Here is a 12353-nt window from a genome sequence, read left to right as displayed (position 1 = left end):
CCCCGGCGCTCCGTTCCGCCCGGAGAGAGAAAATAATTAAGCTAGAGCGCAGGAAAGAGGCCCGTGCAGACTACCCAAAACACAAAACACAAAACACAAAACAGCAAAACACCAGCATTAAGCAACTCTTAACCCTAACAAGAAACAGCATTAACCGGACCTAAACCCTCCCAACAACCCCACCCGTCGCAGTCGTTAATAGGGCAAGAAAGGGACTCCCCCCTGTCACCTGCGCCGACCCGCATTCAATCACATCAACAAGGAAGCCAAGAAGGAGTCCAACCATGCAAGAGCAAGCAACAGGCAAGACGCTGTTGATCAGGAACGCACGCGTCCTGGTCACCATGAACGAAGGCCGTGAAGAGATCGCCGATGGCGCGCTCTACATCAGGAACAACGTCATCGAGCAGGTCGGCAAGACCGAAGATCTTCCGCAAGAGGCCGACGAGATCATTGATGCCAGCCACCACGTGGTCATCCCTGGCCTGATCAACACGCACCACCACATGTACCAGAGCCTGACCCGCGCCATCCCCAGCGCGCAGAATGGCGAATTGTTCAACTGGCTGACCAATCTGTATCCGATCTGGGCTGGCCTGACGCCGGAGATGATCCGCGTATCGACGCTGACCGCCATGGCCGAGCTGATCCTCTCGGGCTGTACCACCAGCAGCGACCACCTCTACATCTACCCCAACCAGACCCGCCTGGACGACAGCCTGGAGGCGGCTGCCCAGATCGGCATGCGTTTCCACGGAGCGCGGGGGGCCATGAGCGTAGGCCAGTCCAAGGGCGGCTTGCCGCCGGATCGTGTGGTCGAAGAAGAGCCGTCCATCCTCAAGGACACGCAACGCCTCATCGAGACCTACCACGACGGCCAGCGCCACGCCATGCAGCGCATCGTGGTCGCCCCCTGTTCGCCCTTTTCGGTCTCGCGCGACCTGATGCGCCAAGCCGCCGACCTGGCGCGTCATTACGGCGTCTCGCTGCACACGCACCTGGCCGAAAACGTCAACGACATCGCCTACAGCCGCGAGAAATTCAACATGACGCCCGCGGAATATGCAGAAGACTGCGGCTGGGTCGGCCACGACGTCTGGCACGCCCACTGCGTGCAACTGGACGACCATGGCATCGACCTGTTCGCCCGCACGGGCACGGGCGTGGCGCACTGCCCCTGTTCCAACATGCGACTGGCCTCCGGCATCGCCCCCATCCGCAAGATGCTGGACGCGGGCGTGCCGGTCGGCCTGGGCGTGGACGGCAGCGCCTCCAACGACAGCGCCCACATGCTGGGCGAAGTCCGCCAGGCCATGCTGCTGCAGCGGGTGGGCTTTGGCCCCGACGCCATGACCGCGCGCCAGGCGCTGGAAGTGGCCACCCTGGGTGGTGCCAAGGTATTGAATCGCGACGACATCGGTGCACTCAAGCCCGGCATGTCCGCCGACGTCGTCATGTTCGACACGCGCCAGATCGCCTTTGCCGGCGCGCTCCATGATCCGGTGGCCGCGCTGGTGTTCTGCACACCCGCCAACGTGGACACCAGCATCATCAACGGCCGCGTGATCGTGCGCGAGGGACAGCTCACCACCATTGAGCTGGGGACGGTGCTGGAGCGGCACAATCATCTTTCGCTGGAACTGGCGCAGGCAGCGCGCTGACATTGCCAGAGGGACGGAACTATATGCGTATCACGGACATGAAAATAGGCGCGCGACTGGCGCTGGGTTTCGGCGCGGTCATGGCGCTGCTGCTGGCCATTGCCGTACTGGGCAACCTGCAACTGGGACGGCTGGCTGATGGCATCGGTCTGATCGTCAAGGACCGTTATCCCAAGACAGTCATGGCCAACACGGTACAGATCCAGGTCAACAAGATCGCGCTCGACATTCGCGACATCCTGCTGACCGACGATCCGGAACGCATCAAGGCCCTGGCTGTCGACGCCACTGCAGCGGACCGCAAGATGAACGCGTTCCTGGACAAACTCAAGGAAGTGGCGCGTACCGAAGAAGACCGACGCTACGTCGAGGCGGCCATCGCTGCGCGCCAGGCCTACGTGCCGGCGCGCGACAAGCTCATGGCCCTGGCCCTGGCCGGACAGGTAGAAGACGCCACACAGTACCTGCCCCGACAATTCATGCCGGTGCAGATCAAGTACTTCATCGCGCTCGACGCCATGTTCGACTACCAGGGCGGCCTGATGGATGCCGCTGGTGAAACTGCCACGCAGGATTCCGCCAGCGCCCGCCACATCATCAACGCCCTGGCGCTGGTCGCCCTGCTGCTGGCGGCGGTAGTGGCATGGCTGGTCTCGCGCAGCATCGCGCGGCCGCTGGTCCATGCCGTCACGGTGGCGCGCCGGGTGGCACAAGGCGACTTGTCGGCGCGTGTGGAGGCGAGATCGCGGGATGAGACAGGGGAACTGATGATGGCCCTCAAACTGATGAACGACAACCTGCGCAACATCGTCGGCCGGGTGCGCCATGGTACGGAAGCGATCAACCACGCTGCCGGTGAAATCGCCAGCGGCAATCTCGACCTCTCGGCACGCACCGAGCAACAGGCGGGCTCGATCGAAGAGACCGCCTCGGCCATGGAAGAACTGAGCTCCACCGTCAGACAGAACGCCCACAACGCCAGCGAGGCTACAGCGCTGGCAGGCAACGCAGCGCGCATCGCGGTACAGGGCGGCGACGTGGTAGAGCAAGTAGTCAGGACGATGGCCGACATCAATGCCTCATCGCGCCAGATCGTGGACATCATCGGCGTGATTGATGGCATTGCCTTCCAGACCAATATCCTGGCCCTGAATGCCGCCGTGGAAGCAGCACGTGCGGGCGAACAGGGGCGCGGCTTCGCGGTGGTGGCTTCCGAAGTGCGCTCGCTGGCGCAACGCAGTGCGACCGCTGCCAGGGAAATCAAGGCACTGATCCACGACTCGGTCGGCAAGATCGACAGCGGCGCCACGCTGGTGCAAGAGGCGGGCAGCACCATGCAGCAGGTGGTCGCCAGTGTGCAGCGGGTCAATGCCATCATCACCGACATCAGCACGGCCAGCCGTGAGCAGAGTGGTGGCATCGAAGAGATCCACCATGCCATCACACTCATGGATGAAGCGACCCAGCAGAATGCGGCGTTGGTGGAAGAGGCTGCTGCTGCCGCCCAGGCCATGCGCGACCAGGCCGCACAGTTGCGGGAAGCGGTGGGGGTATTCAGGCTGGATGCGTGAGATCCGGTCACCGGCCGCGCATGCAGGTGCCCGTGCAATACGGCGACAATTAAAGTAATATTTCCGGCGGCTGACGACCAAGCTCAACTTCGGCGCGCCTGACCATAAAAATTAATCAGGGGAAACAATGAACATTCGAATTGCCATCGCCGGCATCGCCCGTGCGTGCGTAATACTCGCCATCCCATTGACGCTGGCAGCCTGTGCCACCCGCACCCCCTTGCTGCCCGACGACTATGCAGGCCCGACAGCGGTCCTCAAGGACTCGGCCGACATGCTCAGCATGAGCAAGGCCTACATGTATTACGCCGCCAACATCAATGCCATCGAGGTCGACAATGTCCGCTTCGCCACCCAAAGAGCGAGCGAGGGACGCGGCGCCCTGATGCTTCTGCAGAAGGTGGAGCGCCGTATCCCCGCTACACCGGTCAAGGTGCAGGTCGTGGCGAGGACGGCCTATGCCATGCCCATCATGGCCATGACCGGTACGGTCTATCAGGTCAAGGGCGAAATCGATTTCACCCCGGAGCGGGGCAAGAGCTACGTCGTACGTGGCAAGCTGGGACCGAACTACAGCGCAGTGTGGATCGAGGAAGAAGCGAGCAGCACGCTGGTGGGCCAGAAGATCGAAATCAACGGTTCAGCCGAACTGGGATTCTTTGATAAATGAAGATGCCGTCACAGTCCGGTCGCGTCAGCACCGCGTCGATCATGAAGACATTTGTTCTGTTGTGCGCCGGTACGTGCGCGCTCCTGCTCGGCGGCTGCACTGCCTATCCCGTCGCCGCCTATCCTGACAGCACAATGACACGCGTGAGCGCCGCTGATTTGCCGCGCGGGGAAGCGCCATTGAAATTGAAGATGGAAGTGCAATGGCTGATGAATGGGCAAGCGCCCGATACCAGCGCGCTGTCGATGCAGATCGCCTTGCCCGGACCGGATCCCATGGTGTTGCGCAACATCATGGAGACGGCATTTAAGCAGACCGGAGTCATCGCCATCAGTCAGCTTGACGCGGTAGGCGTGGTCAAGGTCACGATCAATGACGTTTCCGATATTGCCGAGGCGATCAATCAAGGAGTACGTCTGGGTGAAAAATGGGGGGACGGCCATGTCACCGGTAAAGAGGAGATGATGATGTCTCTTGCTATCCGCGTCGGCGACAGGAGTGCGCATTCGCCCGCAGTGCGGGGGGCTTTCTACAGCGTGATTGCCAAATCGCGCTTGCCCGATGACCCTCGGCTGCAACCGGCAAGAGCCGTTCAGGAAGACCTGTTCCAGCAATTGCTGATCAAGTGCCTGCTGGCAATGGATAAGGACGGCAGTCTGCAACGCCTGCGTGCCCGCTGATACCGGGGCCTGCGCAGAACCCATTTCAAAACAAGGGGGGAATCCGTGAAGTCCAACCTGGTCTTGAGCTTGCTCGCCATCTTGACGCTGTCGGGGTGCGAAACCTATCGCATCACCGGTTACCAGCCCTCGCCAGCGACGACGGCAGCGATCGTGACTTCCCGGCTCACACCCTTGGCTGTCATTCCGTTTACGGCAAGCAAGCCGGGCCTGGCCTCCATCACCTGCCGGGCAGCGGGGCCGGTCACTGTCGCGCCACATTTCGCGGGCTATATCGAGAACGCTTTCATCATCGAATTGCGCAAAGCCGGGGCTTACGATCCGTCCTCTCCCATCAAGATCAGCGGCAAGCTCGAAGAGATCGACTTCAGTACCACCTTCACTACCACCACGTGGATGCTTTCACTCACGGTTTCCAATACTGGTCGGCAAAGCTTCACGATCAAATCGACGCAGCAGTTCGAGGGCAGCTTCTTTGCCCCTGTCGCCTGCAGCATGGCCCGAGACTACTTTGTCCCGGCCGTTCAGCAACTGCTGCGAGAGGTCCTGCTGGATCCGCGTTTCAAACAGATGACCAAGCCGACTCACGAACTGCTCACGCAAGTTTTCAAGCCGGCGTTGAATTGATGCAGGATCGTACGTGACCGTCGCAGGCCGGTCATCCGAACTCTAGGGCCAGTTCATATTCGATCTGCGAGATGCGTGCCAGGGCCTGTTCACATTAAATCAAATCGATCAAGGGGAATCATGCTGAAAAAAGTATTGGGATGGGGTGTGCTGAGCGCCACGCTCTTACTCACGGGCTGCGCCACAGTCAAACCGATGAGCTATTCCACCGATGCGCCTGCGGCAGTGGCCAACGACAAGGTGCTCTATCTGATGACCGCCACGATCCGCAATGTCTACCGCCCATCATTCCAGCCCAAGCTGCTGGTGGCGCATGTTGAAATACCCGATGCGCAGAGCAAGGAAGAACGATTCAACTTCAAGATCGATCCGGAAGGCAGCCTTGAAAACAGCACGCCCGAGGTAGGCAATACCTATCTCCTGCGCATGGAATTGCCGCCTGGTGAATACAAGCTGGTGGGGCTGACCTGCGTGAACAAATCCTTCCCCTTCATCGTCCAATACCTCGTTCCCATCCATGCCACCGTCAAGCAGACGGTGCCAGGCGCCTATTATCTGGGCCATGTCGAGGCGCTGCTGCGTGAGCGTCAGGGCAGCGAATTCCGAGCCGGACCGCCGCTGCCACTGATCGATCAGTCCCTCGGCGGGGCCTCGGGTGGCAGCTTTGATGTAGCGTTCTCCGATCGCTGGAAAGAAGACTCGGAACTCTTCGTGACGCACTTCCCGTCCATGAAGGACCTGCAAGTCACCAGCGCACCACTACCGCCGTTTGATCGAGCCTATGCGCAGAAATGGTGGGAAGACCACTGAGTCTTTGACCAATCCTGGTCCGCTGCAGAATGCCGCCGTCCGCAAGGGCAGCGGCATTTTTCATGATGTGCCCTACCCCCACACCTCCGCCACCCGCAACAGATTGGTACTGCCCGGCTGCCCGAAGGGCATGCCCGCGGTGATGGCGATCTGATCGCCCGTGCGCGCAAACCCTTCCCGCACTGCGGCCTGACACGCCGCACTCACCATCTGCCGTTCGTCATGCACGGCTTCGCTGATGGTGCAATGTACCCCCCACACCAAGGCCAGCCGACGTGCCGTCGCCAGTTGCGGCGTGATGCTCAGGATCGGTGCCGCCGGACGCTCACGCGCGGCGCGCAGACTGGTATGACCGGAGCTGGTGTAAGTCACCGTGGCCGTCGCGCCAAGGATGCCCGTCACATCACGCAGAGCCGCGCAGATCGCATCAGGCCGGTTGTTCTGCGGCGGCGTATATTGCGCCTGCATCAGCGTGCGATACAGCGGATCCTGCTCGACCTGCACAATCACCCGATCCATCATGCTCACCGCCTGCAGCGGATAGTCACCCTGGGCCGATTCGGCCGAGAGCATCACCGCATCCGATCCATCATAGATGGCACTGGCCACATCCGACACTTCCGCGCGCGTGGGCACCGGTGCCGCAATCATCGATTCCAGCATTTGCGTGGCGATCACGATGGGCTTGCCCTGCTGGCGGCAGGCACGCAGGATGCGCTTCTGCGTGCCCGGCACGCACTCCGGCGGCAGCTCCACACCGAGATCGCCGCGGGCCACCATGATGGCGTCGGACACGGCCACGATCTCGTCGAGCCGCTCCAGTGCGGCCGGTTTCTCCAGCTTGGAGAGGATGGACGCGCGCCCCGCCACCAGTGCACGCGCCTCCAGCACATCCTCGGGGCGCTGGACGAAGGACAATGCGATCCAGTCCGCGCCCATCTCCAGCGCGAAGTCCAGGTCACGGTGATCCTTGGCGGTCAGCGCGGGAATCGGCAAGACCGCATCGGGCACATTGACGCCCTTGCGGTCGGAGACCACGCCGCCATTGACCACGCGCGTGCGAATGGAATCACCATCGCTGGCTTCCACCTGCAGGCGCAGCTTGCCGTCGTCGATGAGCAGGCTTTGTCCCGCTTCAATGGCTTCGAACAGTTCAGGATGGGGCAGCCAGACGCGGTGCTGGTCGCCTGGTGAGGCATCCCGGTCGAGCGTGAACATCTGACCGGCCTGCAGCACTGCCCTGCCCCCGTCGAACTGGCCGATGCGCAGCTTCGGCCCCTGCAGGTCGGCCAGCACGCCGATGGGGCGGCCGACTTCGCGCTCCACCTGGCGCACGATCTGGTAACGCGCGTGATGATCGGCGTGGCTGCCGTGACTGAAATTGAAGCGGAACACATCGGCCCCGGCCTCGAAGAGCGCGCGGATCATCTCCGGCGTGGCGCTGGAGGGACCCAGGGTGGCGACGATTTTGGCCTGGCGCAGGCGGCGCATAGGAATCTCCCGTAATGCTGGTTGTGATGACGTGGTCGACATGCGTAATGGCGCAAGCGATGAGGGCTTGCCAATGGCAAGCCCTCTTGGGGATGATGGCGTCCGGTCAGGATGCCTTGGCAATTTCGTGGTTGGACAGCATCTCCACCGCCCGACACAGCGCCGAGTGATCCATCCCCGCCAGTCCATTGGCCGCGCAGGCATTCATCAGTTCCTGGGCCGCCGCGGTATTGGGCAAGCTGATGCCCAGCGCCTTGGCCCCTTGCAGGGCCAGGTTCAGATCCTTCTGGTGCAGCTCGATACGGAAGCCCGGCGCGAAGGTACGCTTGACCATGCGCTCGCCATGCACCTCCAGAATCCGCGAGGACGCAAAGCCCCCCATCAACGCCTGCCGCACCCGCGCCGGATCGGCCCCGGCCTTGGAGGCGAACAGCAGAGCCTCGGCCACGGCCTGGATGTTCAGAGCGACGATGATCTGGTTGGCGACCTTGGTGGTCTGCCCGTCGCCATTGCCACCGACCAAGGTGATGTTCTTGCCCATCAGTTCGAACAGCGGCCTGACGTCGTTGAAGGCCGATTCCGAACCGCCGACCATGATGGTCAGCGAAGCCGCCTTTGCGCCGACCTCGCCGCCCGAGACCGGCGCATCCAGATACTGGCAGCCCAGGGCATTGATCTTCTTGGCAAACTCCTTGGTGGCGATGGGCGAGATGGAACTCATGTCCACTACGATCTTGCCCGGTGACAGCCCCTCGGCCACGCCCTTCTCGGCGAACAAGACGGCCTCTACGTGCGGGGTGTCCGGCACCATGACAATGACGATGTCGGCGCGCCGCGCCACTTCCGCACCTGACGTGCAGACAGTGGCACCGCCCTCCAGCAAGGAGGCGGGGGGATTTTTCTGGTCGTGCAGGTAGAGCTTGTGACCGCCCTTCTGCAGGTTCTCTGCCATGGGCGCGCCCATGATGCCCAGGCCAATGAATCCAACTTTTGCCATGCTGTGTCTCCTCAAGAAAGATGAAATCCTGCTGTCAAGTGTTCAGGCCGTCTGCAATCCGTGTTGCGCGATCCAGCCCAGTCCTGCCATGGTCCCGGCCTGCGGTTTGTATTCGCAGCCGATCCAGCCGCGATAGCCGATGTCCTCCAGCCAGCCGAACAGGTAGCGGTAATTGATCTCGCCAGTGCCGGGCTCACCGCGTCCGGGGTTGTCGGCCAGTTGTACGTGACCGATCAGGGAGAGGTTGGCCTTGATCGTATTGGCCAGCTCGCCCTCCATGCGCTGCATGTGATAGATGTCGTATTGCACGAAGAGATTGTCCGAGCCGGTGGCCAGGATCAGTTCCACCGCCTGGCGCGTCGTATTGAGGAAGAAACCCGGAATATCGAAGTGATTGATCGGCTCGATGAGCAGACGAATGCCTTGCTCCTTCAGGCGCGCGGCGGCGTATTTCAGGTTACCGACCAGCACCTCGCGCGCCGCTTCGCGCGAGACGCCCGGCGGCAGGATGCCGACCAGGCAGTTGAGCTGCGACACCTCCAGCGCGCGGGCATAGCGGATCGCTTCATCGACCCCGGCGCGGAACTCGGCTACGCGGTCGGGGTGGCAGGCGATGCCGCGTTCACCGGCGTCCCAGTTGCCGGCGGGCAGGTTGTGCAGCACCAGTTGCAGGCGATGCGTGCGCAATTGGGTGGCGATCTGTTCCGGGTCGAAAGCATAGGGGAACAGGAATTCCACCGCGCGGAAACCGGCCTGCGAGGCCGCCGCGAAACGGTCAAGGAAAGGCTGTTCGGTAAACAGCATGGTGAGATTGGCGGCGAGTCTGGTCATGCTTGGCTCCTTTGTTGTTAGTCCAGCAGGCTGATGGCGGTGGGTGCATCGTCGGCGTGCTCGGCCAGGGGTTCGAATTCATTGATGGCATCGATCTCGGTGCCCATGGCGATATTGGTGACGCGTTCCAGGATGATTTCCACCACTACCGGTACGCGGTACTCGGCCATCCAGCGCCGGGCCTGGGCAAAGGCATCCTGGATGGCATTGGGATCGGTGACGCGGATGGCCTTGCAGCCCAGGCCCTCGACCACGGCCACGTGGTCCACGCCATAGCCATTGAGCTCGGGTGCATTGATGTTCTCGAAGGCCAGCTGCACGCAGTAGTCCATCTCGAAGCCGCGCTGTGCCTGGCGGATCAGGCCGAGGTAGGAATTGTTGACCAGCACGTGCAGATACGGCAGCCTGAACTGCGCGCCCACGGCCAGTTCCTCGATCATGAACTGGAAGTCATAGTCGCCCGAAATGGCCACCACCTTCTTCTGCGGATCGGCCGCCACCACCCCCAGCGCGGCGGGAATGGTCCAGCCCAGCGGCCCGGCCTGGCCGCAGTTGATCCAGTGGCGATCGCGATAGACGTGCAGAAACTGCGCTGCGGCGATCTGCGACAAACCGATGGTGGCCACGTAGCAGGTATCGCGACCGAAGGCGCGATTCATTTCTTCATACACGCGCTGGGGCTTGACGGGCGTGTCATTGAAATGGGTGCGACGTTGCAGGCTCTTCTTGCGTTGCTGGCATTGGGCCAGCCACGCCGAACGATCGGGCAATCGCCCTTCTGCCTTCCATTGCGTGGCCACTTCCACGAACAGCGCCAGCGCCGCACCGGCATCGCTGACGATGCCGTAATCCGGCCCGAAGACGCGACCGATCTGGGTCGGTTCGATATCCACGTGGACGAAGGTGCGGCCCTTGGTAAAGACATCGATGGAGCCGGTATGGCGATTGGCCCAGCGGTTGCCGATGCCCAGCACGAAGTCCGAGGCCAGCAGCGTGGCATTGCCGTAGCGATGGCTGGTCTGCAGACCGACCATGCCGGCCATCTGCGGGTGGTCGTCGGGGATCGCGCCCCAGGCCATGAGCGTGGGGATGACCGGCACGCCGGTCAGTTCGGCGAACTGCACCGCCAGTGCAGCGGCATCGGCATTGACCACGCCGCCGCCGATGGTGAGCAGCGGGCGTTGGGCGGCGTTGAGCATCTCTAGCGCCTTTTCGATCTGGGCGCGGGTAGCGGCCGGACGATAGACCGGCAGCGGCGCGTAGGTATCGGGATCGAAATCGATCTCGGCCATCTGCACGTCGAAGGGCAGGTCGATCAACACTGGCCCGGGGCGGCCTGAGCGCATCAGGTGGAAGGCTTGCTGGAACACGCGTGGCACCTGGGCTGGCTCGCGCACGGTCACGGCCCATTTGGTGACGGGCTTGGCGATGGATTCGATGTCGACGGCCTGGAAGTCTTCCTTGTAGAGCCGGGCGCGCGGTGCCTGGCCGGTGACGCAGAGGATGGGGATGGAATCGGCCTGGGCCGAATAGAGCCCGGTGATCATGTCGGTCCCCGCAGGGCCGGAGGTACCGATGCACAACCCGATGTTGCCGGCCTTGGCGCGGGTATAGCCCTCGGCCATATGGGAAGCGCCCTCCACGTGACGGGCCAGGATGTGCTTGATGCCGCCGTGTTTCTTCAGGGCCGCGTAGAAGGGATTGATCGCTGCGCCCGGCACGCCGAAGGCTTGCAGACAGCCTTCCCTGACCAATACCTGCACTGCCGCGTCGACTGCTCTCATCTTTGCCATGCTCGTTCTCCAGGATGTCCGTTGGTGGATGTGTGATCGCTGGAGGCCATGCTAGTCATTACAAATTCGAATGATAAGTATCATCGGAGTCCACTGATTACTGAGCAAAAGTATGGAAACATCCAAAAAGTATTGAATTACACTCAGACCGGGAGGGATTGATGGACAAACTCAAGCAGATTGAAGCTTTCGTACTGGTGGTAGACAAGGGCAGCCTGGCGGCGGCGGCACTGGAGGAGAAGGTCACCCCGGTGATGATGGGGCGCCGCATCGATGCACTGGAGAGGCGCCTGGGCACCAAGCTGATGCACCGCACGACGCGGCACCTGACGTTGACCGAGCAGGGCAGCGTATTTCTGGATCATTGCCGCAAGTTGCTGGAGCAGATGGACACGGCCGAGAAGAGCATAGCCGAGGGGCGGCACAAGGCGACTGGCCACCTGGTGGTCTCGACGCCGGCCGCGTATGGGCGCCTGCATGTGGCGCCGCATGCCCCGGCCTTTCTGGCTGCGCATCCGGAGGTACAGATTTCCTTCAACCTGACGGACCGCGTGGTGGATCTGGTTCGTGAGGGCTATGACCTGGGCATCCGCATTGGTGGCGCCATCGAACCCAGCTTCGTGGCGGTACGCCTGGCCAGCAACCGGCGTGTGGTATGTGCGGCGCCGGAGTATCTGCATCGTTACGGAGTACCGAGGACACTGGATGATCTGGCGCAGCACAACTGCCTGGCGTTCAACTTGCAGGGTGGGCAGCAACGCGGCTGGTATTTCCAGCAAAACGGCAAGCCGGTGATCATCAAGGTGCAGGGCAATCTGGATTGCAATGATGGCGAGTTACTGCATCGCTGGGCTGGCGAGGGCTTGGGGCTGGCGTGGCGCTCGACCTGGGAGATCCAGGCGCAGTTGGCCTCGGGGGAGTTGGTGACGGTGCTCGACGAGTATGCCTTGCCGCACTACGACATCATGGCGGTGTATCCGCAGCAGCGGCATTTACCGGCGAAGACGCGGTTCTTCATTGATTATCTGAAGGAAGTGTATGGGCAGCAGGATTATTGGAACGGGAGGCGATGAAAGACGGCAGTGACGAAGCCGCAGGCGAGAAAAAAGGGCGATGCCACAGGCGAGCACGACCGAGGCCGGAGGCGAGCAAAAAAGGGCGAAGCCGCAGGCGAGCACGACCGAGGCCGGAGGCGAGCAAAAAAGGGCGAAGCCGCAGGCGA

Annotated in this window: 11 protein-coding genes; 7 read left to right on the top strand and 4 right to left on the bottom strand. The window is 62.1% G+C overall.

Going from position 1 to position 12353, the window contains the following annotated elements; all coding sequences use genetic code 11:
- The first annotated feature begins 284 nt into the window (after positions 1–284).
- The 6 genes from ACODSZ_RS22805 (at position 285) to ACODSZ_RS22780 (ending at position 6019) form a co-directional block, all read left to right on the top strand.
- The gene (locus ACODSZ_RS22805; RefSeq protein ID WP_488928599.1) at positions 285–1661 is read left to right on the top strand and encodes an 8-oxoguanine deaminase; all 1377 of its coding nucleotides are present in this window, start codon (positions 285–287) and stop codon (positions 1659–1661) included.
- A 23-nt stretch (positions 1662–1684) separates the two neighbouring features.
- The gene (locus tag ACODSZ_RS22800) at positions 1685–3232 is read left to right on the top strand and encodes a methyl-accepting chemotaxis protein (RefSeq protein ID WP_488928598.1); all 1548 of its coding nucleotides are present in this window, start codon (positions 1685–1687) and stop codon (positions 3230–3232) included.
- 127 nt (positions 3233–3359) lie between these two features.
- A complete protein-coding gene (locus ACODSZ_RS22795) occupies positions 3360–3902 on the top strand; it encodes a hypothetical protein (RefSeq protein ID WP_488928597.1) in 543 nt (180 codons plus the stop codon).
- A 41-nt stretch (positions 3903–3943) separates the two neighbouring features.
- Complete coding sequence (locus ACODSZ_RS22790; RefSeq protein WP_488928596.1) at positions 3944–4582, top strand: hypothetical protein; 639 nt, start codon at positions 3944–3946, stop codon at positions 4580–4582.
- Between the two features lie 45 nt (positions 4583–4627).
- On the top strand, positions 4628–5209 hold the full coding sequence (locus tag ACODSZ_RS22785) for a hypothetical protein (protein ID WP_488928595.1): 582 nt from the start codon (positions 4628–4630) through the stop codon (positions 5207–5209).
- Between the two features lie 120 nt (positions 5210–5329).
- Positions 5330–6019 (top strand): hypothetical protein, encoded by a 690-nt coding sequence (locus ACODSZ_RS22780; RefSeq protein ID WP_008330730.1) that lies wholly within the window; start codon positions 5330–5332, stop codon positions 6017–6019.
- Between the two features lie 72 nt (positions 6020–6091).
- Here ACODSZ_RS22780 and pyk read toward each other — a convergent pair whose 3' ends face one another.
- The 4 genes from pyk to gcl form a co-directional block, all read right to left on the bottom strand.
- Positions 6092–7510 (bottom strand): pyruvate kinase, encoded by a 1419-nt coding sequence (pyk, locus tag ACODSZ_RS22775; protein WP_488928594.1) that lies wholly within the window; start codon positions 7508–7510, stop codon positions 6092–6094.
- A 106-nt stretch (positions 7511–7616) separates the two neighbouring features.
- Positions 7617–8507, bottom strand: a complete 891-nt coding sequence (locus ACODSZ_RS22770; protein WP_175345124.1) for a 2-hydroxy-3-oxopropionate reductase — start codon at positions 8505–8507, stop codon at positions 7617–7619.
- A gap of 42 nt (positions 8508–8549) precedes the next feature.
- Complete coding sequence (gene hyi, locus ACODSZ_RS22765; protein WP_175345123.1) at positions 8550–9338, bottom strand: hydroxypyruvate isomerase; 789 nt, start codon at positions 9336–9338, stop codon at positions 8550–8552.
- A gap of 17 nt (positions 9339–9355) precedes the next feature.
- On the bottom strand, positions 9356–11131 hold the full coding sequence (gene gcl / locus ACODSZ_RS22760) for a glyoxylate carboligase (protein WP_175345122.1): 1776 nt from the start codon (positions 11129–11131) through the stop codon (positions 9356–9358).
- A gap of 161 nt (positions 11132–11292) precedes the next feature.
- On the opposite strand from gcl, the gene ACODSZ_RS22755 reads away from it, so the two are divergent.
- Positions 11293–12204 carry a LysR family transcriptional regulator gene (locus ACODSZ_RS22755; protein ID WP_008330739.1) on the top strand — a complete coding sequence of 304 codons (912 nt, stop codon included), beginning with the start codon at positions 11293–11295 and terminating at the stop codon, positions 12202–12204.
- The last annotated feature ends 149 nt before the right edge of the window (positions 12205–12353 follow it).

This window comes from Herbaspirillum sp. FG34 (assembly GCF_057809315.1).
The sequence above is the reverse complement of the archived record's forward strand: the minus strand, read 5'-3'. Positions and strand labels throughout refer to the sequence as shown.